A 23,318-nucleotide genomic window follows, 5' to 3' on the forward strand; every position below is an offset into this window, starting at 1 on the left:
ATGAATCATACTGAAGACCTAACAAGATATATTGCAAACTTTGTAGATGAGCTATCGAAAAGTGGTTTAACGGATGTTGTTATATCCCCAGGTTCGCGCTCAACACCGCTTGCGCTTTTATTTGCTGAACACCCTGATATAAAGGAATGGATTGTTTTAGATGAGCGCTCTGCAGCATTTTTTGGTTTAGGGTTGGCAAAGCAAACAAAGCGGCCGGTGGCACTTGTTTGCTCATCTGGAACAGCGGCCGCCAATTATTTCCCTGCAATTGTAGAAGCTCACCAGAGTAGGGTACCATTAATTGCTCTGACAGCGGACAGGCCTCATGAACTTAGGGATGTTGGCGCACCACAAGCTATTGATCAAATAAAGCTTTTTGGGGATTATGTGAAAAGCTTTCACGAGATGGCTTTACCTGAATCAAGTGAAACATTACTGTCGTATGCTAGAACACGGGCAGCGCGTGCAATTAACCAAGCCCTATCTGTAAATCCTGGTCCAGTTCATCTTAACTTTCCATTTCGTGAACCATTAATTCCAGATTTTACATTGGAAAATATTTGGGGCGAGCCAATACGTGAACCATATACAATTTGGCATGATGGGAAAAAGAAACTGTCCGAAGAGTTCGTGAAGCTATTAGCGAATAAATTAACTTCAACAAAAAAAGGGGTTATCGTATGTGGCCCCCAAGTAGACGGAGACTTAGCGGAAGCAGTGACATTACTTGCGAATGCTTGGGGAGTTCCAGTACTTGCAGACCCACTATCTCAGTTAAGAACAGGTGATCATTCAACAGAGAATATTATCGAGAGCTACGATGCTTTTTTACGAGGTGGAAAAATTCGTTCAACACTGAAGCCAGACTATATCCTACGCTTTGGAGCAATGCCTGTATCAAAAGCTTATCTTTTTTATGTGAAAGAATATCCAGATGTTACGCAATATGTTGTAGAGCCAAATGCTGGATACCGAGAACCAGTTGGAAATCCCACGGAATTTATTTTTGCAGACCCAATATCATTATGCTCGGACTTACTAGAATGTGGTTCACATTTGCAAAGTGAAGAATCGGAATGGCTCGCACTTTGGAAAAAGTTAAATCATATTGCAAAGTCTCATTTAGTACATGCCTCTGACGAAACATTATCGGAAGGGGAGGCAGTAAAACAACTGATTGAAGTAGTCCCTGAAAACAGCAGTCTTTATGTAGGTAATAGCATGGCTATTCGTGATGTCGATACTTTCTTATTAACTGGAACTAAAAAGCTTAGATTATTAGCTAACCGAGGTGCAAATGGAATTGATGGAATGGTTTCAAGTGGAGTTGGCGCTGCTGCATCAGGACAACCTGTTACCTTGCTATTAGGAGATTTATCATTTTTCCATGATATGAATGGGTTACTTGCAGCAAAACATTACAACCTTCATATCACGATTTTAGTTGTGAATAATAATGGTGGGGGAATCTTCTCCTTCTTACCACAAGCTGCACATGAGAAACATTTTGAAGCTTTATTTGGAACACCTTTAAATATTGAATTTCAACAGGCGATTGAAATGTATGGCGGTTTCTATCATAATCCGAAAAGTGTTGGTGAGTTAAAAGAAGCACTACTAACAAGTTACGAGGAAAAAGGTCTATCGGTTGTGGAAGTGAAAACCGATAGAACCGAAAACCTTCATTGGCACAGAGGTATCTGGCGTGACATTGAAGAAGAGATTTTGAAAACGGTGATCGAGTGAGAAAGGTTATTCGCGATGCAAGTTATTGGTATGAGATTCATGGAGAAGGTGAAGTAATTGTACTCCTTCATGGATTTACAGGAAGAACGAAGTCTTGGTCATCATTTATTGAAGAATATAAGGCGAAATTTAAAATCTTCGTCATTGACCTACCTGGGCATGGAAAGACAAGAACACCGACACCCATATTAATGGAACAAAGTTGCCAAGATATCCATGAAGTTTTAAAACAAAATGGTATTGAAAAATTTCATTTAGTTGGCTACTCATTGGGAGGGAGAACCGCTCTTTCATATGCGATGAACTTTCAGGAACAGTTGACATCCTTGATACTAGAAAGTGCTTCACCTGGGCTAGAATCCGAAAAAGAAAGGGTAGCGCGAATCGACAATGATGAAAAACTGGCAAGAAAGATAGAACATGGAGGGGTAGAACTTTTTATTGATTTCTGGGAGAATATACCCCTATTTGAATCACAAAAAAAATTACCTACTGAAGTTCGTGAAGCTATTCGAAACGAAAGGTTATCACAAACAAAAGAAGGTCTCGCTTTATCGTTAAGATGCATGGGAACCGGTAGTCAACCTAGTTGGTGGAATGATTTACAAAAGGTTCATATTCCTGTGTTATTAATGGTTGGTGAACTGGATCAGAAATTTTTAGGGATTAATAAAAGGATGGAGAAATCCTTAGTAAACAGTGAATTGAAGGTTGTTCATGAAACTGGCCATGCAATTCATGTGGAACAACCGGAGTTTTTTGGTAAACTAGTAGAGGAGTTTATTTTAGCAAATCGGAAAGTATAATTACTTTTCCTGCTTGCTAATGAAAAACTAACACATTCGTAAGAAGAAGTACGAATGCGAGTTTTTCTAAAAATGTTTCCAATACATAGCAATGAAGGAGGATTTCCATGACTGTACAATGGGAAAAAGTTCGTGAATACGAAGAAATAATTTATGAAAAATACAACGGTGTTGCTAAGGTGACAATTAACCGTCCTGAAAAGCGTAATGCTTTTACACCATTAACCGTAAATGAAATGATTGACGCGTTTGCAGATGCTCGTGATGATTCATCTGTAGGTGTTATTATCCTAACGGGTGCCGGTGATTTAGCATTTTGTTCTGGAGGAGACCAATCTGTTCGAGGACACGGTGGATATGTAGGGTCAGACCACATTCCACGTCTTAATGTATTAGACTTACAACGTTTAATCCGAACGATTCCAAAACCAGTTATTGCAATGGTTGCTGGATATGCTATTGGTGGTGGACATGTACTACATGTGGTTTGTGACTTAACAATCGCTGCAGATAACGCAAAATTTGGACAAACTGGACCAAAAGTGGGTAGCTTTGACGCAGGTTATGGAGCTGGATTACTTGCAGAAATGGTTGGTCAAAAACGAGCACGTGAAATTTGGTACCTATGCCGTCAATACAATGCAGAAGAAGCATATGAGATGGGTATGGTGAATAAAGTTGTACCTTTAGAAAAGCTTGAAGAAGAAACATTACAATGGTGTGAAGAGATCTTAGAAAAATCACCAACAGCACTACGTTTCTTAAAAGCTTCCTTTAATGCTGCTACCGATGGCTTAGCAGGCTTGCAACAAATGGGTGGAGATGCAACACTTCTTTACTACACAACTGATGAGGCAAAAGAAGGAAGAGACGCATTCAAGGAAAAAAGAAAACCAGACTTCGGTCAATTCCCACGTTTTCCTTGATTTGTAAGATATTTTGAAGTGGCTGGGACATAACTAAATTATCAATAAAAAAGACGAACAATGCGCATTATTAGCATCGGAAATATACGAAGACTCCTGCGGGAGGATAGGCATAGGTGAGACCCGCAGTGCGTAAGCACGAGGAGGATTACCAGCCGCCCGCGGCAAGGTAGACACTGCGATGGTACTTTCGAGCAGATGTCGCCCCTGTACTGGAAGTGAAAGCGAAGTAAATTTCCGAAGCGAGTACTAGCACTACATTGTTCGTTTTTTCTTGTAATAAAAAAATTTTGTGTTCCTGCCTATTCTTTCAACAATGAGGTGATGTTTATGGCAGAGGTAATTCCACATTGGTTAACGAAGCAGGCTTTTCTTTTACCGTATCAACCTGCAATTGAGATGGTAGACGGCAGCACGATTACTTTTCTTGAGTTAAAGGAGAAGAGTCAGGAATTTGCCAGAAAGTTAGCCAGACTAAAGATTAAAAAAGGAAGCCATGTCGGGGTATTATCAAATAATAACGCGACAATGATAATTGCAATCCATGCATTAAGTTATCTCGGTGCGGTTGCGGTGTTATTGAATACAAGGTTAACGGAAGACGAATTAAATTATCAATTAAAAGACGCAGAAGTCATGGCGGTTATCTCTCAAGATGAATTACTAGACCAAGCGGAGAAATTAGATGTAGATATTGCCGTGAGTTTCTCGGAAGTTGAAAAAAGAATAAAAGAAAAGGTAGAGCTTGTCGATGTGATTAATTTGAGTGATCCATTTACGATCATATACACATCTGGAACCACAGGATTTCCAAAAGGGGTGGTCCATACCTATGGAAATCACTGGTGGAGTGCGATTGGTTCAGCTCTGAACCTAGGATTGCAAGAAACCGACAAATGGCTTGCTGTGCTACCCTACTTTCATGTTGGGGGCTTATCTATTTTTATAAAAAGTGCGATTTATGGGATGCCTGTGTACTTAGTAGAAAAGTTCAATGAACAAATTGTTCTAGATGCCATTATAAATCGGGGTGTAACCATTACTTCTGTTGTGACGGTTATGGTTCAACGTATTCTGGCTACCTTAGGTGATAACCAGTTTCCTAATCATTTTCGTTGCATGTTACTTGGTGGTGGTCCAGCACCAGTTCCATTATTAGAAAAGGCTAGTGAAAAAAGCATCCCAGTTTTTCAATCTTTTGGGATGACGGAAACATCATCTCAGATTGCAACACTTAGTCCTCGTGATTCGTTACAGAAGGTAGGTTCAGCTGGTAAAGCCTTATTTCCAGCCCAAATTAAGATTAAAGACTCGGTCCCTAATGAAATTGGTGAGATTTTGGTAAAAGGGCCAATGGTATCAAGCGGATATTATAATAATAAAGAGGCAAATGAAAATAGTTTTTATGATGGGTGGCTATCTACAGGCGATTTGGGTTACACAGATGAGGAAGGTTTTCTATTCGTTGTAGATCGCAGAAAGGATTTAATTATTTCGGGGGGAGAAAATATTTACCCATCCGAGATTGAAAGTGTCTTATCCGGTTTTGAAGGGGTTAAGGAAGTAGGAGTTACTGGTATACCAGATGATCATTGGGGACAAGTACCGGTTGCTTTTATTGTTCCTACTAATGAACAAATCCTTAAAGAAGATATTATGACATATGCTGAAGTGAAAATGGCAAAATACAAACTTCCAAAAGAAATTCATTTTGTGGAAAGTCTACCGAGAAATGCTTCCAATAAGTTGGTCCGTAATAAATTATTGGACCTTTTACAATCATAGCTATTTTCTCTATACATTCTTTTCCTGTTTTTAGCCAAATTAAGGTTAGGAGGTGTGTGTATGGAAAAAAAGACATATTACGTTGATATTGGAAGCGGTGAGATTTCACAAATAAAGTACCAAAATAACGATAGCTTTACAATTAATGCAACCCCTGAAGAGGTCGTTATGTTAAGGGCAAAGCTGAATAATATGGATGGCGCTGCGTATAGCAGTTTTTGGAGGGCACATGTTCCAATAATGCCTTATCATAATGATAAACCTAATGATAGCTATGATGCAGGTATGGTAGATGTCTATCAAATGCTCTATGATTTAGGGGATGAAACAGCCAAAAATCATATAAAAAGTATAGGAATTCTTGGAGAAAATCATATATAAGCTTGAAGAGGAATAGGATGAATTATCTTATTCCTTTTTTGTTGTTTAATGATGATAGTTTGTAGGGAATAGTATAACTAGAGGGAAGTAGGTGGAAAACTATGAGACTAATGATTGTACTAGTAGCAATTGGATTAGGTATCGGCTATCTTTTACCACTAGAAAAACCTATGAACAGTAAACAAACAGTGCAAGGTTTGACTCAAAATCAAGAAAATGTCCATTCTATTACACATGTTGAAATAGTCGATATAACGGATAAATTTATGGATATGCTTGTTCAAGATACGGATAGTAACGATAATGTGAAGAAATACAATAACAAGGCCTCATTAATGAAAGACTTCGAAAACATTGCAGCAGAAGAAGTAGTGAAACCATATATTGATTATTATTATAAAGAAGAGAATGATGGATTATATATTATTCCAACTGAAACACCACCATGGTTTGATAAACAGAATGAGTATGATGTGGTACAATTAAATCAGAATAAGATCTTGGTAAAGCAAAATAATCAATCCGAACTGTTTGGAGAGTATGGCATAAATATCGAAATGACATTTGCAAACCAGGAGTGGAAAGTCACAAAAATAACACATCGATGAAGTTAGGTAGCTGATATATGTTTACATTTCGAGATTATTATCAAAATGAAGTTCGCCTCTCTTTTAGCAAGCATCCTTTCTCAAATGATCCAAGGCATGTCTGGGTCATATGCCGGTACGACGATAATTGGCTATTAACGAAACATAAGGATCGTGGATTGGAATTTCCAGGTGGGAAAGTAGAGCTAGGCGAGAGCCCGGAGAAAGCGGCAGTACGTGAAGTAATGGAAGAGACTGGCGGAGTTATAAGAGTTATTCATTATTTAGGTCAATATCATGTGGCTGGTAAAGCAGGGCATGTTGTGAAAAATGTTTATTATGCTGAAGTGGAAAAGTTAGAAGAGCAAGAAACTTATTACGAAACAGAAGGCCCTGTTTTATTAGAAGAAATTCCTAGGAATGTTAAATTTAACAATAACTATAGTTTTATTATGAAAGATGATGTTCTTAGATATTGTATGGAAAAACTGAAGACCACCTCAAATTGAGGTGGTTTTTAATTTGTGGATTTATTTTCTAGGTCAGTATTTTATTGTTATAATTTAAATAATAATAACAATGCAAAATCTCACATTGAAAAAGAAAAGATAAAACTATTCTATAAAGAGGGTGGGAAATATTAAAAATGCTTGGGTAATTTCATTTATTCGAATACCATTGTTAATGATTTGTTTAGTTATTAGCTATTTAGTACTATCATCCCTTGGATTGAAATTTTCATTTCCTTTTTTACCTGATTTATCAACTATTTATTTTACACTTGTTAATATTATTTGTTTATTTCTTTTGTACCAGATTTTAAAAAAAGAGGGGCGTTCGATAAAGGAATTGCTAGGATATCAAAGAAGTTCCTTGTTTCGTGATATTCTGTTTGGTTTCTTATGGCTCTTTATATTATATATTCCTTTTGTACTAGCAGTCATGGGCACCATGTTCCTCCTGTTTGGAATGGATTTTATGAATCAATTTGAAGTGGTCTTTGCAGGTAATGTTGATCAATATTATTCAAGGCCTGCTTGGCTGGCATGGTGTGCAGCGATTATTTCTTTAATTTTCCCGTTTCTCAATGCTCCAACTGAAGAATTAATATACCGGGGATATGCACAGCCTCTATTTTTGAAACACTATGGGAAAGTATGGTTAAGCATTTTAATCCCATCAATTGGTTTTGCTATTCAACATGTTATGTTGGCTGCAAGTGTAGAAGGAGCTATTGTTTACGCCGCCAGCTTCTTTGTGTGGGGGATTGGAAGTGGGATAATTTACTACAAGCAGAAGAGGTTGTTTCCACTTATTGTATGTCACTTCATTGTAAATATAGCTTTTAGTGTACTCCCAATAATTATTTTAATATTGGGTTAGTCTAACTAGTCTACCTTTTAGAAAATAGATAGTTTTCTACTAGATTAATAGTCAACCAAATAGTCGTAAAAGTACATGCCATTCATGTTAGTATAAAATTATAGAAGATTTATTTCAGAGGGGATTTTAAATTTGAAGAGTAAGGAAATGAGGAGTTACTTTCAGTTATTAGAAAATCATCGAAATCAGTTTTATAAAAAAGTAGTGGAATTAGATATAAATCCTTCAGAGAGACCAATGCCCGAAAAGTGGTCAGTCATGGAAACTATCTATCATCTAATCCTTATGGTAAGGTTGGTTAGAAGGTTCTCAACCTTTTATCTTCCGTTAATGCTTCCTTATGGACATTTGCAAAAAATAGACCATATAAAAAAGTAACATACAACATATATGAAGAATACAGCCAAGTTAAAAGACGAGCAATGAACGCACCCTTTTTATTAACACCAACGAAAAACATCTATCAAAAATATGACCTCAAAGAGCTTCAGAAATTACTTCATAGTGAGACTGATAAAATAAAGTACAAATTATCCAACATCGATGAAAAAGTTGCTGGTCAAATTCACTATCCAGATCCAATTGCTTACTACCCAAATGTAATTCAAAGTGTTCACTTATTAGCTATCCATGAACAACACCATTTCGATTTAGTAATAAAATATGAGCGACAGAAAATTAAATGATAGGGGATAGTCATGTGGAACTTCAACTCATCATAGCATATGCAATCTTTTTTATAATCGTAACTTTATTATTCTTTTGGTTAATTAAGAGAAAACAACACCTTAGATATTTATTAATTGGGATTCCTATTTTATGTATAATCGCATTTGCATGTACTTATATACCACATAATGTAGTCAATATTGACCATTCAATGATTTCGAAAATAACTATTTTTGATGGGAACTCGGGAGATTATTTTGAGATAACAGATGGAGCTGATATAAAGCATATCATTAATAATTTAAATGAAGCTACATTTCAAAAAGGGAAACCTTCAATTGGCTATATGGGATATCGATTCAACACAAAGATTTTTGATCAAGAAGGGGATTTGATTAAGGAATTAATCATTAATTCAGATGAAACGATTAGGTATAATTGGTTTTTCTACAATACAGTTGATAGCACCCTTGCTTATGATTACATAGACAAGTTAATTAGGGAGTAGATGAAATAAAGGTGGTGTTTAGTATCTCAAGTTTTTTAGAAGTCAATGGAAGTACCATACAAATTCTTCAAAAGGGAAGCGGTTCGCCAATAATTATTCTAACCGGGATGGGGTGTTCATTTGATGAGTGGTATGAAATAGCGGAAATAATAAGTCAATCAAACAGAGTTATTATGTACCATAGGCCCGGACTTGGTAAAAGTGAAATTGGATTAGAAACTCGTAACACCAAGTCCACTGTGAATGAATTAGCTGAAATTATGTTTCAACTCCATATTAATGAACCAACCGTCATAGTTGCTCATTCATATGGTGGGCTTTGTGCTCAACATTTTGCCAAGGAACACCCTGATAAAGTTGCCGGTTTAATTTTAGTAGATTCCACCTCTATTGATTTACAAGAATTAGATGATCTAAATTTACCAGTAATAAATGGGGAAGACACTGATGAAGTTTGGTTAGAAAAATGTTACGAATACACCTTGAAGGAACCAGATGAATTAAAGAAAATAATTAATCCTATCCTGACAAAAAAGCAACTAGAGTTCCCTCCCTATATTCAGAAACGTCTGATAGATTTTCAGATAAGCCCTGTACTGTATAAAGCAATGTATGATGAAATTAGTAACTGGAAGAGGGACGCGGAGTATATTAGAAATTTAAGTAAGTTCCCAAAAATTCCACTTATGGCTGTTTGTAGAGATAAAGAACATTGTATAAAGATTGGGATTCAGGATGGTCTACCTGAGTGGGAGGTAAGATTATTAGAAGAAAAGTGGGAAGAACTAATAAAAAGACAAGCTGACATGAGTTCGAATGGTGAGTTTCTAATAGCCAAAAATGCTAGCCATTCCGTACATTTAGATAGGCCAGACATCATTATAGATTCAATTAAGAGAATGGTAGATGAGTTATGTGAATCGTGAAATGGAGAGAGAAATAGATGGAGTTTATAATAAACAATCACGAATTTAAAAAAGCGGTATCAGAAGTGAGTAGAGCAATATCTTATAAAAATAACCTACCTATTCTAGCAGGCATAAAAATTGAAGCAAAATCGGATCAATTAATTCTTATTGGGAGTAATTCTGATATTACAATCGTAAAAACAATTCCAGTATCAGAAGAACTTTCCATAGAACAAATTGGAAGTGTTGTAGTTTCAGCAAAATACCTGGGTGAAATTATTAAAAAATTACCAAGTCCAATCCATTTTAAAGCAAGTGGTAAACAATCGGTAAGAATTCAATCGGAAGAGATTACAACAAAATTGAATGGTTTCCATGTTGAAGAGTATCCATCATTACCGGAAGTTAAGAGTGGTGGAACGATAAATATTTCCTCGGAAGAATTATTATCTACTATTAGGCAAACTGTATTTGCTGCTTCGAAAACTGGAACAAAGCCTGCCCTTACAGGCGTAAATTTTTTATTTCAAGGTAATCTACTTACTTGTATCGCAACAAATTCACAAAGATTATCATTGAGAAAACTACATATAAATTCTGATGTTAATGGTTCTTTTATCGTACCTAGTTATACATTAACCGAGCTTGTTAAGTTATTCGGGGGCAAGAGCAGAGAAGTTGCAATTATCACAACCAACTCCTATATCGTATTCAAAACAAGTACGGCTTCCTTATATTCGAAGTTAATCGACGGGAACTACCCAAATGTATCTAGCTTGCTCTCTCAAAATTTCAGGACAGAAATTCGCTTAAGTACAAAGCAGTTATTACAAGGAATCGAAAGAGCCAGTGTTTTTGCAAGTGACATGAAAAATAACAATATTACATTGCAAATTAAGGACGAGTTTACGATAATGATCTCATCTGGAACTTCTGAATTTGGCCAAATTGAAGAGAAACAATCAATTATGGACATTACGAACCAAAAAGAATTATCTATTACGTTTGATGGGAATTTTATGGTGGAGGCATTGCAAGCGATAGAGGAAAACGAGGTTAGGCTTTGTTTAAATGGTTCCTTAAGACCTATTTTGTTAGCTCCTGTTGGAAATGACTCGCACCTTCAACTTGTGTCACCTGTTAGAACGTAATGTTATTATCGCCTATAAAGGAGTGATGATGATGAATCTAATAACACCAATTGCAGTTGGGAATACCGCAAAAATCTATCTCCATGGCAACCAAATAGTTAAAGTGTTTCATGACTATTTCTCTCAAGAGGAAGCTATAAAAGAAGCGGCTAAGCAAGAAGCAGCTAGAGAAAGTGGACTTACTATTCCTAGCATTATTGATGTGACCAAAATCGATGAAAATCCAGCTATTATCATGGAATATGTAAAAGGCAAGACATTAGGTGACTTATTAATGGAGAATAGGCAGAAGGCAGAATATTATATGACAATTTCAGTAGATATTCAGCTAAACATTCATGAAGTAAAACTTAATTCAATTGAGCCTATGGAACTAAAATTGAAACGCCAAATATATGCAGCTCAAAGGTTAAGTGAGAGTGATAAAACTAAACTTCTGGCTAAGTTAGATCTGATGAGTTATGAAGCAAGGCTTTGTCACGGGGATTATCATTTATTTAATTTAATCCTATCAGATGATCATGTATTTATAATTGATTGGGTTGATGCTAGTATAGGAGATATACGTGCGGATGTTTGTCGTACGTATCTTTTATATTCCCAACTTGAAGAAGATTTAGCAGAATTATATTTGAATCTCTACTGTAATAAAAGTGGTATTTCACAAGAAGAAATACTGGAGTGGGCTCCGATTATTGCTGGTGCTAGGTTATCAGAAATTGTTCCGAAGGAAGATGCAGGGAGACTGTTGAGAATTGTTCAGGGTGATTAGCGGATAAAGAATTTTGATTAAGAAACTAAAGAGGAAATTAATCTCTTGTATTCATTTGAAAAGGAGCAGGGCTATATGGCCGTGCTCCTTAAGTTAGTTTTACTAAGTCGTATGCTTAATCAACCATCCTTCTATTCTCTCAACGACCTTATACATAATCGCAGCAAAGATTGCGATCAGAATTAAGGCAGCCATTACTAGTGTGAAATCAAACACTTGGAATCCGTAGACAATCAAGTATCCTAATCCTTCTGACGAAACTAGGAATTCTCCAACGATGACACCTACCCAAGACAACCCCACATTTACCTTCAAAGTCGAAATCATAACTGGTAGATTTGCTGGAAATATAGCTGCTTTAAAACACTGCCATCTAGTAGCACCGAAGCTTTTTAACACTTTTTCATAGTTTGGATCAACCTCACGAAATCCGGTATAGACAACTATTGTCGTAATAATGACGGATATTATTGCTCCCATGGCAATGATAGCGACATACCCAGGACCTAAAGCTACAATGATAATTGGCCCCAAAGCAACTTTAGGCATTGCATTCAAAATAACAAGGTAAGGGTCTGATATATTTGAAAATCTTGGAGATGACCAGAGTAAGGATGCAATTACTATTCCAAGTAGTGTACCAATAATAAATCCTGCTAATGTTTCAAATAATGTTATAAGCGTATGAGAAATCATTGATCCATCCGTTAACTTTTCAATTAATAAATTGTAGACTTTAGTTGGGGAACTAAACAGTAATGGATCAATCCAGTTCATTCTACTTGCTAGTTCCCATAAACCAAAGAATCCAACTAGAATACATGCTTGCCAAATGAATACAATTCTTTTTTCACGTTTCAAGCCCTGTATATGCTTTTCAAAAAGTATGTGGTCTCCTTTAACTGTCATTGCTACATCCCCTTTCTAGGGAAGAATTAAACGGTTCGTGTTTCACTTTTGTTTAACTCCTCCCAAACTTTGTCAAATATAGATTGATATTTAGGATGCCTACGAACTAAAAACGGCATTTCATTTCTGAGTTCAAGGGGAACTTCAAACGTTTTGGAAATCTTACCTGGATTGGCACTCATGACAATTATTCGATCACTCATAGCAATTGCTTCACCAATATCGTGGGTAACTAAAATCGCTGTCTTTTGGTAAGCATGTAGAAGCTTAAACACAAGGTCTTCTAATTTTAATTTTGTTTGGTAATCTAGTGCTGAGAATGGTTCATCTAATAATAGAATCTTAGGATCGGTGATTAAGGTTCTTACTAAGGCAACACGCTGCCGCATCCCACCTGAAAGAGAGGAGGGGTATTGATTCTCTACATTTTGCAATCCCACTTCTCTCAATAACTCTTTTGCTTTTTCTTTTAATTCCTCATTTACATTATCTTGAATAGTTGGACCTAATAATACATTATCTAAAATAGTTTTCCATGGAAATAGATAGTCTTGTTGTAGCATATAGCCAATTGCTAATTCAGATTCTGTAATTGACTTGTCATCTAATAGTACTCTCCCTGAGGTCTGATTCATAATACCTGAAACAATGGATAGAATCGTTGATTTACCACAGCCGCTTGGTCCAAGTAATGAGACGAATTCCCCCTCTTTAACAGAGAAGGAGATATCATCTAATGCTTTCGTATAGTTATTTTTGTTAAAGTAATGATGTGTTACATTTTCTAAGGTTAGAAAGGACATGTTTTCCCTCCTTAGTTATTGGTGACGTCCTCTGCTATTTCTGTATTTACTAGCTCTTCGTAAGGTATCTCGCCTTCAGGTAATTCCCCAGCTTCATTCATAATATCTTTTAAGTTATTCCATTCCTCTTCATCTAAAATTGGGTCAGTTGCAAAGGATCCTTGGCTTTTATAACGTTCAATAGATGAAGTTAGAATATCTAAATCAACATCCTCAAAGTATTGTTGGATTGTCTCTGCTATTTCTGCAGAATCTGTTTCTTGTACCCAGTGCTGTGCTTTATAGATAGCTCTTGTAAATTTCTCAATATTTTCTTGGTTATCGTCAATATAGCTTTGTTTTGCCATAAAGACGGTGTATGGTACGTGACCAGATTCTTCTCCAAATGAAGCTACCACATATCCATTTCCTTCTTTTTCAAAGACACTTGCAGTCGGTTCGAATAACTGTACATACTCATAGTCACCTGACAAAAATGCACCCGGAATATTTGCAAAATCAATATTTTGATGTAGTGATAAATCGTTATGTGGATCAATTCCGTGATTCTTTAGAACAAATTCTCCAACCATCTGTGGCATACCACCTTTACGTTGCCCAAGGAAATTGGAGTCTTTTAAGTCTTCCCACTTAAAATCTGGTTTCTCTTCTTTTGCAACTAGGAAAGTTCCATCCGTTTGCGTTAATTGTGCAAAGTTGACAGCGTAGTCCTTTGAATCCTGGGCATAAACGTAAATAGATGTCTCAGACCCAACAAGGGCAACATCAATACCGTCTGATAATAAGGCGGTCATTGTTTTGTCACCACCCCAAGTTGTTTGTAACTCTACATTTAATCCTTCTTCTTCAAAGAATCCCTTTTCAATTGCTACATATTGTGGTGCATAGAATAGAGAGCGAGTAACCTCTCCGATTTTTATTGTAGTAGTTTCGCTATCGGAACTACATGCGGAAAGAAGTAAAAGCGCAAGCACGGAGAACACTGCGATTAATTTTATTTTTTTCATTCTAACCGACCCTTTCAACATCGAGAATTTTTCGTCAAGACAGTTTATGCTCAGTGAAAAAAATGTGTGAATGCCTATATGAATGAATTAAATAGCGAATTGTTGAAAGTGTTTGGTTTAAGGGAGAATATATTAGATTATGATCACATGCCAGGAGTGGGGGGAGTAGCTTTAAGGGAATTGGACGTAAGGTTCCTAATGTAGGTCCCATAAACAGAGTCCCCGGGAGCAAAATTCTCGGTTTAGGTCACATTTTTGATTTCAGATGGCTAATACAAAAGAAAAAACCGACCTAAAAAATTAGATCGGCATAAAATAATAGTAAATATATAAACCCTCTTGGGATGAGGACAAGAATACAGTTATTACTTATGAATTGGACCTGCTTCAGCTATTTCAGGACTTACATGAGAGAATTTCGTGAAGTTTTCATGAAACTGTTGTGCAAGATTTTTTGCTGCAGTTACATATGCTTCTTGATCTTCCCATGTGTTTTTTGGTACTAATACTTCATCAGGTACACCTGCAACATGAGTAGGGATTTCTAAGCCAAAGATTTCATCTTTAATGGTTTCGACGTTATTCAGCTCACCTTCTAGTGCTGCATGTACCATTGCCCTTGTATAAGACAATCTAATACGGCTACCAACTCCATAAGAGCCACCAGTCCAACCAGTATTGATTAAGAATACATTGGTGTTATATTGATCAATTTTTTCACCAAGCATACTTGCATATTTAGCTGGTGCTAGTGGAAGGAACGGTGCACCAAAACAAGCAGAGAATGTAGCTTGTGGTTCTGTGACACCTCTTTCGGTACCTGCAAGTTTACTAGTGTAACCACTTAAAAAGTGATACATGGCTTGTTCTTTTGTTAATTTACTAATAGGTGGTAATGTACCGGAAGCATCTGCTGTTAGAAAAATTATGGTACTTGGATGACCAGTGATGCTAGGGTTTACAATATTATCAATATGTTCTAATGGATACGCAGCTCGCGTGTTTTCCGTTAAAGTAGTGTTATCATAGTCCGGTTTACGTGAATCCTCATCTAATACAACATTTTCTAAAACAGAACCAAATTTAATGGCATTGAATATTTGTGGTTCTTTTTCCTCTGAAAGATTGATGCATTTTGCATAGCAGCCACCTTCTATATTGAAGACACCGCTTGAACTCCAGGCATGCTCATCATCCCCGATTAATTTACGGTAAGGGTCAGCTGACAAAGTAGTTTTACCAGTACCGGATAAACCGAAGAATAATGCAACATCTCCTTCTTTACCTAGATTTGCTGAACAGTGCATAGACAGAATATTTTGCTCAGGTAATAAATAGTTCATAATGGAAAAAATTGACTTTTTAATTTCCCCAGCATATTCTGTTCCGCCAATTAATATTACTCTATGTTTAAATGAAACAAGAATAAACGCTTCAGAATTTGTTCCATCAACAGTTGGATCTGCTTTAAAAGTTGGTGCAGAAATTACTGTAAAGGAAGGTTCATGAGTTGCTAATTGATCCTCAGTAGGTCTGATGAATAATTGCTTCGCAAACAGATTATGCCACGCAAATTCATTAATTACCTGAATTGGTAATTGATAATTCTGATCTGCACCTGCAAAACCATTAAATACATATACTTCATCATTATCCTTTAAATGTGAGATAACTTTGGTATAAAGCTTTTCAAAAACTTCTTCCTCAATAGGTTGGTTTACATTGCCCCAATCTACTTTACTTTCAGATATGGAATCCTTTACAATGAACTTATCCTCTGGAGAACGTCCAGTATATTTACCTGTTGTAGCAAGTACCGCACCAGTATTTGATAATACACCTTCTTTACGTGAAAGTACTTTTTCTACTAAAGTTGCGACAGATAGATTTTTCTTTACATTTTTTTGTGATAGAAGTTCTTCCAATAGTGAAGATTTCATTACCGTATTCATTAAAATTACCTTCCTTTTATATTAGATTAACTGAAGAAAGATTCCTTCGATACATTATTATCCTGAAATTAATTAATAGTATAACACATTAGAACAAATAATCCATACTATTTATTATTTTTTATTGTATTATTTTATTAAAATTGCGTGACAACGAAATAACCAGTTGACATGGGACAATAGATTCAGTTAACCTTAACAATGAGCGGATACTCTCTTATTCAGAGTCGGCGGAGGGACAGACCCGATGAAGCCCAGCAACCATCACGCAGCGGTGAAAAGGTGCTAACCTGATGCAAGGAAAATTTCCTTGAACAATAAGAGCGAAAGGCTAGTTAATCCTTTCCTCATGTCTTGAAGGAAAGGCTTTTTTACGTTAATTGGGAATAATACTGATATAAATAAGAGTCCGTACCAAGAAATTAGAGGGAGGATTTAGCCAAATGGCTAATAATCGTCGTTTATTCACTTCTGAATCTGTAACAGAAGGTCATCCTGATAAAATTTGTGATCAGATTTCAGATGCCATTTTAGATGAAATATTAAAGAAAGACCCGGTCGCTCGGGTAGCTTGTGAAACAACTGTTACAACTGGTTTAGTCTTAGTTGCCGGTGAGATTACAACTTCAACATATGTCGACATTCCAGCTGTTGTTCGTAAAACTATTAAGGATATTGGTTATACACGCGCAAAGTATGGCTTTGATGCTGATACATGTGCTGTCCTAACAGCAATTGATGAGCAATCGGCAGATATTGCTAGCGGTGTAAACCAAGCACTTGAAGCACGTCAAGGTAAAATGACAGAAGGGGAAATAGCAGCGATTGGGGCTGGTGACCAAGGTTTAATGTTTGGTTTTGCTTGTAATGAAACGGAAGAGTTAATGCCGTTGCCAATTTCATTAGCACATAAACTATCGAAACGATTAAGTGATATGAGAAAAGATGGTACACTTGCATACTTACGACCAGATGGTAAAACGCAAGTGACGGTTGAATATGATGAAGAAGATCGTCCGGTACGTGTTGATACCATTGTAATTTCAACACAACATTCTCAACATGCAACATTAGAACAAATTGAGAAAGATTTAATGGAGTATGTTATCAAGCCAGTTGTTCCTGCGGAGTTATTAGATGAAGTAACGAAGTATTTCATTAATCCTACTGGACGCTTTGTTATTGGAGGTCCACAAGGGGATGCTGGATTAACAGGAAGAAAAATTATTGTAGACACGTATGGTGGATATGCTCGTCATGGTGGAGGAGCATTTAGTGGTAAGGATCCGACTAAGGTTGACCGATCTGCTGCATATGCTGCTCGCTATGTTGCCAAAAACATTGTAGCTGCTAAATTAGCAGATTCTTGTGAAGTCCAATTAGCTTATGCAATTGGAGTTGCTGAACCAGTTTCCATTGCGATTAATACATTTGGTACTGGTAAGGTTACAGAAGAAGCGTTAGTAACAGCCGTTCGGAACATATTTGATTTACGACCTGCTGGAATCATTCGCATGCTTGACTTACAAAGGCCAATTTATAAAGACTCTGCTGCCTATGGCCATTTTGGTAGGACAGATATTGAATTCCCTTGGGAAAAGACCGATAAGGTTGCCAAATTAGTGGAATTAACAAAATAACAAAAGAATAACCGCTTGGTGCAGTTCATTAGCACCAAGCGGTTTGTTTTATGTGCTGAAAAAATGAAATCTAAAGTTCCAAACCCATATCCGTATTTTCCTTATAATACTGACCTTTTTCTACATAGGATTTGCGAACCCGTTCCATCTCTTTATAATCTTCTTCCGTTAATTCACGCACTACTTTTGCTGGGCTACCCATAGCTAATGTATGTGGTGGGATTTTTTTACCTGGAGGTACTAAACTCCCTGCAGCTATAAAAGCACTTTCTCCAATTTCAGCACCATCTAGTATGATAGATCCCATTCCAATTAAAGCATTTTTTCTAATAATCGATGAGTGTAATGTTACTTGATGACCAACTGTTACGTCATCTTCAACTACCAACGTATTATTAGGACTTTGGTGTAGCATGGATAAATCTTGAATACTGACTCGTTTCCCGATTCGAGTCGGTGCAACATCACCACGTATAACTGTTTTAAACCAAATGCTTGATTCTTCGCCAATTTCGACATCACCAACAATTACTGCATCCTTTGCTACAAAGACAGAGGGATGGATGGTGGGTGAAATGTTTTTATATGGATGGATCACTTAATTTCCTCCTTTTTACTTTTTCTGTATAGCGATTATAAAGGGTGGATTATTCTTTTGATTGATGAACCCATATCGTAAGACACTATAATTTTTCTGGTCTAAAGACATAACGTGTTTAAGAATGATATGTTTCTCTTCTTCTCCACCTTCATGGCCGTAATAAATCACTAAGATAATTCGGCCACCCTTTTTTAAATATTGTAATATGGTGTTAATCGCTTTAACAGTTGATTCGCCCTCCGTGACGATGGTTTTATCACTTTTTGGTAAATACCCAAGGTTAAATATGGCACCGCCAATATTCCCTTCTAATTCTTTAATTAAGTAATTTTCAATGTTAGCATGGCTATCTAACACAAGTGAAACATTGGTGCAGTTATGATCCATCAGTAATTGATCTGTGTTATCAATTGCCTGTTCTTGAATGTCTAAGGCGATTACTTCACCAAATTCTCCGACGAGTTTACTTAAGAATAATGTGTCATTACCATTTCCACAAGTTGCATCAATCACTGTTTCACCAGGCTGTATAATTTCTTCTAATAAATGATGAGAATAATTTATAATAGTTTTCATTGGTGTTCTCCTTAAAAAATCAATCTCTATTTAGAATAGCATTTATGATAATATTTCGGAAATCAAATGGCATGCACCTTTTTTAAAAGATTTCATATAATAATAGATTAAAAAAGGAATATCTTGACAAAGCTAGTAGTATTCATTAAAATTCAATTTAAATATTGAAATGCGATGCGAAGGAGTAGTAGTAAGATTGCTCGGGTAAAGAGAGGCAATGGTTGGTGTGAATTGCCCCTGACAAGTTACGAACTCGCCTTTAAGGCTGCACGAGTGAACAAAAGTAGCTCATGCCGTAAATCCACGTTACGGATACAAGTGAACGTAATTAACGTTAATTTGGGTGGTACCGCGGGAATAATAGCTTCTCGTCCCTTCTTTGGGATGAGAGGCTTTTTTATTTGTATATACAATAATAAGGAGGAAATATAAATGAGTTTTAACCATCATGAAATTGAGAAGAAATGGCAAAATTTTTGGTTTGAAAATAAAACGTTCATGACCGATGCATCATCTGATAAGAAAAAATTCTATGCTCTAGACATGTTTCCATATCCATCAGGGGCAGGGCTTCACGTTGGACATCCGGAAGGCTACACCGCAACTGATATCCTGTCACGCATGAAGCGTATGCAAGGATATGAAGTGCTTCACCCGATGGGGTGGGATGCATTTGGACTTCCTGCCGAGCAATACGCTTTGGACACAGGAAATAGTCCTGCTGAGTTCACGCAAAAAAATATCAACACATTTAAAAGACAAATTCAAGAGCTTGGATTTTCCTATGATTGGGATCGCGAACTTAATACAACTGACCCCAATTACTATAAATGGACACAGTGGATTTTTACAAAACTTTATGAAAAAGGCTTAGCATATATTGATGAAGTGGCAGTTAACTGGTGTCCAGCACTTGGAACTGTTCTTGCAAATGAAGAAGTAATTGATGGAAAAAGTGAACGCGGTGGACACCCAGTTGTTCGTAAGCCAATGAAACAATGGATGTTGAAAATAACTGCTTATGCAGACAGACTTCTAGAAGATTTAGAAGAACTGGATTGGCCAGAAAGCATTAAAGATATGCAACGTAATTGGATTGGTCGTTCTGAGGGTGCAGAAGTAACATTTCCTATCGACGGATTTGATGAATCGTTCACTGTATTTACTACTCGTCCTGATACTTTGTTTGGTGCTACTTATGCTGTTCTAGCACCAGAGCATCCTTTGGTAGAAAAGATTACTACCTCCGAACAAATAGATGCTGTGCAGAAGTATATGGGGGCAGTGCAAACTAAATCTGACCTTGAAAGAACGGACCTTGCAAAAGACAAAACTGGTGTATTTAGTGGAGCATATGCAATTAATCCAGTAAATCAAGAAAAAATGCCTATTTGGATTGCTGATTACGTTCTAATGACCTATGGTACTGGCGCAATCATGGCAGTGCCAGCGCATGATGAACGTGACTTTGAATTTGCAACAAAATTTGATTTGCCAATTGTTGAAGTAGTTGCTGGGGGCGATGTCACAAAAGAAGCTTATACAGGAGACGGAGAACATGTAAACTCTGACTTTCTAAATGGGTTGGACAAAGAACAAGCAATTACAAATATGATTACATGGCTGGAGGAAAAAGGTGTTGGGACGAAAAAGGTAACGTATCGTTTGCGTGACTGGTTGTTCTCAAGACAACGTTATTGGGGTGAACCAATTCCAGTCATCCATTGGGAAGATGGAACCATGACTACGGTGCCTGAAGAAGACTTGCCACTTGAATTGCCAGTTATGACGGAGATTAAACCATCGGGAACTGGTGAATCGCCACTTGCTAATAGTGATTGGGTGAATGTAATAGATCCAAAAACTGGTATGAAAGGGCGTCGTGAAACAAACACAATGCCACAATGGGCTGGTAGCTGCTGGTATTTCCTACGCTACATTGATCCACATAATAATGAAAAGCTAGCCGATCCAGAACTACTAAAAAAATGGCTGCCAATTGATATTTATATTGGTGGTGCAGAACATGCCGTACTACACTTGCTCTACGCAAGATTCTGGCATAAATTCTTGTACGATATTGGAGTAGTACCAACAAAAGAACCTTTTACAAAGCTTTTCAACCAAGGGATGATTCTTGGTGAAGGCAATGAAAAAATGAGTAAGTCAAAAGGAAATGTAGTTAATCCAGACGATATCATTGACTCTCATGGTGCTGATACACTCCGTCTTTATGAAATGTTCATGGGGCCACTAGATGCGTCTGTAGCATGGTCAACTAATGGCTTAGATGGTGCACGTCGTTTCCTAGACCGTATATGGCGACTATTTATTAATGAAGATGGGAGCCTATCTAGCAAAATTGTTGATGGAACAGGAACTGAGCTTGAAAAGGTTTACCATGAGACTGTTAAAAAAGTATCAGAGGATTTTGAGCATCTACATTTCAATACGGGTATTTCCCAAATGATGGTGTTCATCAATGAAGGGTACAAGGCAGAAACAATATCGAAAGAATTTGTAGAAGGTTTTGTTAAACTACTTTCGCCAGTTGCACCTCATGTTGCAGAGGAACTATGGAGCCGACTAGGTCATCATGATACAATCAGCTATGCTGCATGGCCGACATATGATGAATCTAAATTAATTGAAGATGAAGTGGAAATCGTGGTTCAAGTAATGGGGAAAGTCCGTTCTAAGCTGAAAGTAGCAAAAGATATTTCAAAAGAGGATCTTGAAAAGAAAGCATTAGATGATGAATCTATTCATGATTGGATTGAAGGAAAAACTATTCGTAAAGTAGTTGTTGTACCAGGAAAGCTTGTAAATATAGTTGCAAACTAGTTAAAAAGAGGCGCTCCCAATAATTGAGAGTGCCTCCTTTCATAATTAATAGTTAGGCATCCATTTTGTTTGAAGGATAATCCACTTATCTCTATCGTAATACCATAACATTTCAACTGTACCTAATTGATCTGCGTGATAAGCACCACTGACTTGTTGGTAACTTTTTAATCCATATCCTTTACTTTTACTTATAAATATTGGTTCAAAGAAAGCTATTGGATCGATCATTGCAGAGGTTTCTTTTAATAACTTTCCATCTTTACTATAAAGACCCAGACGAATATAATCATCTTTTCTAGTTTGTGCGTCAACAATATTTGGTTCCATGTTTGGTGAAATAGTTACTTCTACTTTAAAGTTATCTAAGAATTTTCCTTTCACAAAAGGTTGTTCAGGTAACGGTATTTCTGAAAGCTTGTTTTTAACAAGTGTATGAAGATGATACTGATATAAACCGCCACTACCACCGGTTGCACTTTGAAAGAAAATATCATTTACTTTATCATGGTTCAAATCAATAAATGATAAAGAAGGATCATAACCTCCCATATAAGGAATTTCCCATACTTTATTTTCGGATGAAGTGATAACCGCTACTATGTCGCGGTAATAATTAGAATCTGGAGAAAATAGAACACCTTTTAATTCAATAATTTCTTTTAAACCATTTCCAGTTACATCTTCTTCGGAAGTTTTAATAACCTGTAATTCACTATTATTATTTTCTTCTAAACCGTGAATGGAATAAATATCCAGGCATATAAATAATAATATTAGTAGAGTAGTGGAAGCTATCTTTTTCATTAAATCTCCTCGTTTTCTTATAGTAGTATCGTTATCGTTTGTAAGTTGAATGGATGCTATTCAGGGGAACACTTGTAGAAAAGGTGAATATAATAAAACGGTGATATTGATTTAATATGGGAAAATTTGTAGTTGGAATTCAATTTATTCTATTGACTAGTATTCCAAAGAGGTGTAATATGTATTCTATTGTTGTTAAATATCGGTGAAATGAATCGATATTTTACAACAAATAAGTTTTTAATCTAGTTGACATAATCCGCATGACGTGTTATATTAGTTTATGTCGCTAATCTTTAGATGAATGAGCGATACAAGTTCTTTATCAAAAAACTTGTTGACATAATTTCAGTAAAGTGATATGATTTAAAAGTTGCCTCTTAAAGCAACGGCAAAGAATTTGCTCCTTGAAAACTGAACAAAACAACCAGTATGTAAGAAAAAACAACCCTGTTTTTTCTATTTAAAAGAAATTCTAAAAGCTAGCGTGCTTTTAGTAGCTAAGAACTTAATTGACTCGTTCAATTATAATAAACAAACTTTTTTGGAGAGTTTGA

At 36.4% G+C, this 23,318-nt stretch carries 23 protein-coding genes, 1 riboswitch and 1 other annotated feature; of the genes, 16 read left to right on the plus strand and 7 right to left on the minus strand.

Going from position 1 to position 23,318, the window contains the following annotated elements:
- From menD to TY11_RS03940, 14 genes are all read left to right on the plus strand, one after another.
- The gene (menD, locus tag TY11_RS03880) at positions 1-1,746 is read left to right on the plus strand and encodes a 2-succinyl-5-enolpyruvyl-6-hydroxy-3-cyclohexene-1-carboxylic-acid synthase (RefSeq protein ID WP_042143026.1); all 1,746 of its coding nucleotides are present in this window, start codon (positions 1-3) and stop codon (positions 1,744-1,746) included.
- Positions 1,743-2,552, plus strand: a complete 810-nt coding sequence (menH, locus tag TY11_RS03885) for a 2-succinyl-6-hydroxy-2,4-cyclohexadiene-1-carboxylate synthase (RefSeq protein WP_042143028.1) — start codon at positions 1,743-1,745, stop codon at positions 2,550-2,552. Before menD ends, menH begins: the two co-directional genes overlap by 4 nt.
- A gap of 107 nt (positions 2,553-2,659) precedes the next feature.
- Positions 2,660-3,478, plus strand: a complete 819-nt coding sequence (gene menB, locus TY11_RS03890; protein ID WP_042143031.1) for a 1,4-dihydroxy-2-naphthoyl-CoA synthase — start codon at positions 2,660-2,662, stop codon at positions 3,476-3,478.
- A gap of 330 nt (positions 3,479-3,808) precedes the next feature.
- Complete coding sequence (locus TY11_RS03895; RefSeq protein ID WP_042143033.1) at positions 3,809-5,263, plus strand: o-succinylbenzoate--CoA ligase; 1,455 nt, start codon at positions 3,809-3,811, stop codon at positions 5,261-5,263.
- A 60-nt stretch (positions 5,264-5,323) separates the two neighbouring features.
- Positions 5,324-5,644 (plus strand): hypothetical protein, encoded by a 321-nt coding sequence (locus tag TY11_RS03900; protein WP_042143036.1) that lies wholly within the window; start codon positions 5,324-5,326, stop codon positions 5,642-5,644.
- 101 nt (positions 5,645-5,745) lie between these two features.
- Complete coding sequence (locus tag TY11_RS03905; RefSeq protein WP_052345709.1) at positions 5,746-6,252, plus strand: hypothetical protein; 507 nt, start codon at positions 5,746-5,748, stop codon at positions 6,250-6,252.
- A 17-nt stretch (positions 6,253-6,269) separates the two neighbouring features.
- A complete protein-coding gene (gene ytkD, locus TY11_RS03910; RefSeq protein WP_042143038.1) occupies positions 6,270-6,740 on the plus strand; it encodes an RNA deprotection pyrophosphohydrolase in 471 nt (156 codons plus the stop codon).
- Positions 6,741-6,861: 121 nt separating this feature from the next.
- A complete protein-coding gene (locus tag TY11_RS03915; protein WP_042143040.1) occupies positions 6,862-7,614 on the plus strand; it encodes a CPBP family intramembrane glutamic endopeptidase in 753 nt (250 codons plus the stop codon).
- A gap of 132 nt (positions 7,615-7,746) precedes the next feature.
- The gene (locus TY11_RS19760; protein ID WP_052345710.1) at positions 7,747-7,992 is read left to right on the plus strand and encodes a hypothetical protein; all 246 of its coding nucleotides are present in this window, start codon (positions 7,747-7,749) and stop codon (positions 7,990-7,992) included.
- Between the two features lie 44 nt (positions 7,993-8,036).
- Positions 8,037-8,300: a hypothetical protein gene (locus tag TY11_RS19765; protein WP_052345711.1), complete on the plus strand. Its 264-nt coding sequence runs from the start codon at positions 8,037-8,039 to the stop codon at positions 8,298-8,300.
- A 14-nt stretch (positions 8,301-8,314) separates the two neighbouring features.
- Positions 8,315-8,791, plus strand: coding sequence for a hypothetical protein (locus TY11_RS03925; protein ID WP_231495765.1), 477 nt, complete (start codon positions 8,315-8,317; stop codon positions 8,789-8,791).
- A gap of 11 nt (positions 8,792-8,802) precedes the next feature.
- Positions 8,803-9,717 (plus strand): alpha/beta hydrolase, encoded by a 915-nt coding sequence (locus TY11_RS03930; protein WP_231495766.1) that lies wholly within the window; start codon positions 8,803-8,805, stop codon positions 9,715-9,717.
- A gap of 17 nt (positions 9,718-9,734) precedes the next feature.
- A complete protein-coding gene (gene dnaN / locus TY11_RS03935) occupies positions 9,735-10,850 on the plus strand; it encodes a DNA polymerase III subunit beta (protein WP_042143043.1) in 1,116 nt (371 codons plus the stop codon).
- Positions 10,851-10,881: 31 nt separating this feature from the next.
- Positions 10,882-11,622 carry a phosphotransferase family protein gene (locus TY11_RS03940; protein WP_042143045.1) on the plus strand — a complete coding sequence of 247 codons (741 nt, stop codon included), beginning with the start codon at positions 10,882-10,884 and terminating at the stop codon, positions 11,620-11,622.
- A 102-nt stretch (positions 11,623-11,724) separates the two neighbouring features.
- On the opposite strand, the gene TY11_RS03945 is transcribed toward TY11_RS03940, so the two are convergent.
- The 4 genes from TY11_RS03945 to pckA all read right to left on the minus strand — a co-directional run bounded on the left by TY11_RS03945 (position 11,725) and on the right by pckA (position 16,293).
- On the minus strand, positions 11,725-12,531 hold the full coding sequence (locus TY11_RS03945) for an ABC transporter permease (protein ID WP_042143047.1): 807 nt from the start codon (positions 12,529-12,531) through the stop codon (positions 11,725-11,727).
- A 26-nt stretch (positions 12,532-12,557) separates the two neighbouring features.
- On the minus strand, positions 12,558-13,334 hold the full coding sequence (locus TY11_RS03950) for an ABC transporter ATP-binding protein (RefSeq protein WP_042143049.1): 777 nt from the start codon (positions 13,332-13,334) through the stop codon (positions 12,558-12,560).
- 11 nt (positions 13,335-13,345) lie between these two features.
- Positions 13,346-14,341 carry an ABC transporter substrate-binding protein gene (locus tag TY11_RS03955; RefSeq protein WP_042143051.1) on the minus strand — a complete coding sequence of 332 codons (996 nt, stop codon included), beginning with the start codon at positions 14,339-14,341 and terminating at the stop codon, positions 13,346-13,348.
- 365 nt (positions 14,342-14,706) lie between these two features.
- Positions 14,707-16,293: a phosphoenolpyruvate carboxykinase (ATP) gene (gene pckA / locus TY11_RS03960; protein ID WP_042143054.1), complete on the minus strand. Its 1,587-nt coding sequence runs from the start codon at positions 16,291-16,293 to the stop codon at positions 14,707-14,709.
- A gap of 214 nt (positions 16,294-16,507) precedes the next feature.
- Positions 16,508-16,617: riboswitch (SAM riboswitch) on the plus strand.
- A gap of 119 nt (positions 16,618-16,736) precedes the next feature.
- Here pckA and metK point away from each other — a divergent pair.
- Positions 16,737-17,933, plus strand: coding sequence for a methionine adenosyltransferase (gene metK, locus TY11_RS03965; protein ID WP_042143056.1), 1,197 nt, complete (start codon positions 16,737-16,739; stop codon positions 17,931-17,933).
- Positions 17,934-18,003: 70 nt separating this feature from the next.
- On the opposite strand, the gene TY11_RS03970 is transcribed toward metK, so the two are convergent.
- Both TY11_RS03970 and mnmM read right to left on the minus strand, forming a co-directional pair.
- Positions 18,004-18,531, minus strand: a complete 528-nt coding sequence (locus tag TY11_RS03970; protein ID WP_042143058.1) for a gamma carbonic anhydrase — start codon at positions 18,529-18,531, stop codon at positions 18,004-18,006.
- A 15-nt stretch (positions 18,532-18,546) separates the two neighbouring features.
- Complete coding sequence (mnmM, locus tag TY11_RS03975; RefSeq protein WP_042143060.1) at positions 18,547-19,110, minus strand: tRNA 5-(aminomethyl)-2-thiouridylate-methyltransferase MnmM; 564 nt, start codon at positions 19,108-19,110, stop codon at positions 18,547-18,549.
- A gap of 165 nt (positions 19,111-19,275) precedes the next feature.
- Positions 19,276-19,489, plus strand: a binding site (T-box leader).
- A 53-nt stretch (positions 19,490-19,542) separates the two neighbouring features.
- Here mnmM and leuS point away from each other — a divergent pair.
- The gene (gene leuS, locus TY11_RS03980) at positions 19,543-21,954 is read left to right on the plus strand and encodes a leucine--tRNA ligase (protein WP_042143062.1); all 2,412 of its coding nucleotides are present in this window, start codon (positions 19,543-19,545) and stop codon (positions 21,952-21,954) included.
- 45 nt (positions 21,955-21,999) lie between these two features.
- Here the strand turns inward: leuS and TY11_RS03985 are convergent, their stop codons facing one another.
- On the minus strand, positions 22,000-22,761 hold the full coding sequence (locus TY11_RS03985; protein WP_052345712.1) for a YybI family spore inner coat protein: 762 nt from the start codon (positions 22,759-22,761) through the stop codon (positions 22,000-22,002).
- Positions 22,762-23,318 lie beyond the last annotated feature (557 nt).

Source organism: Paucisalibacillus algeriensis (assembly GCF_000577245.1).
In the GTDB taxonomy this organism is placed as follows: domain Bacteria; phylum Bacillota; class Bacilli; order Bacillales; family Amphibacillaceae; genus Ornithinibacillus.

Bases quoted from the DNA above. Each gene is read 5' to 3' on its own strand.
- TY11_RS03950 (WP_042143049.1), bottom strand. From the start codon at position 13,334: ATGTCCTTTCTAACCTTAGAAAATGTAACACATCATTACTTTAACAAA.
- pckA (WP_042143054.1), bottom strand. From the start codon at position 16,293: ATGAATACGGTAATGAAATCTTCACTATTGGAAGAACTTCTATCACAA.
- metK (WP_042143056.1), top strand. From the start codon at position 16,737: ATGGCTAATAATCGTCGTTTATTCACTTCTGAATCTGTAACAGAAGGT.
- TY11_RS03895 (WP_042143033.1), top strand. From the start codon at position 3,809: ATGGCAGAGGTAATTCCACATTGGTTAACGAAGCAGGCTTTTCTTTTA.
- TY11_RS19765 (WP_052345711.1), top strand. From the start codon at position 8,037: ATGAACGCACCCTTTTTATTAACACCAACGAAAAACATCTATCAAAAA.
- mnmM (WP_042143060.1), bottom strand. From the start codon at position 19,110: ATGAAAACTATTATAAATTATTCTCATCATTTATTAGAAGAAATTATA.
- dnaN (WP_042143043.1), top strand. From the start codon at position 9,735: ATGGAGTTTATAATAAACAATCACGAATTTAAAAAAGCGGTATCAGAA.
- TY11_RS03905 (WP_052345709.1), top strand. From the start codon at position 5,746: ATGAGACTAATGATTGTACTAGTAGCAATTGGATTAGGTATCGGCTAT.
- menB (WP_042143031.1), top strand. From the start codon at position 2,660: ATGACTGTACAATGGGAAAAAGTTCGTGAATACGAAGAAATAATTTAT.
- leuS (WP_042143062.1), top strand. From the start codon at position 19,543: ATGAGTTTTAACCATCATGAAATTGAGAAGAAATGGCAAAATTTTTGG.
- ytkD (WP_042143038.1), top strand. From the start codon at position 6,270: ATGTTTACATTTCGAGATTATTATCAAAATGAAGTTCGCCTCTCTTTT.
- TY11_RS03955 (WP_042143051.1), bottom strand. From the start codon at position 14,341: ATGAAAAAAATAAAATTAATCGCAGTGTTCTCCGTGCTTGCGCTTTTA.
- TY11_RS03945 (WP_042143047.1), bottom strand. From the start codon at position 12,531: ATGACAGTTAAAGGAGACCACATACTTTTTGAAAAGCATATACAGGGC.
- TY11_RS03940 (WP_042143045.1), top strand. From the start codon at position 10,882: ATGAATCTAATAACACCAATTGCAGTTGGGAATACCGCAAAAATCTAT.
- menD (WP_042143026.1), top strand. From the start codon at position 1: ATGAATCATACTGAAGACCTAACAAGATATATTGCAAACTTTGTAGAT.
- TY11_RS03985 (WP_052345712.1), bottom strand. From the start codon at position 22,761: ATGAAAAAGATAGCTTCCACTACTCTACTAATATTATTATTTATATGC.
- TY11_RS03900 (WP_042143036.1), top strand. From the start codon at position 5,324: ATGGAAAAAAAGACATATTACGTTGATATTGGAAGCGGTGAGATTTCA.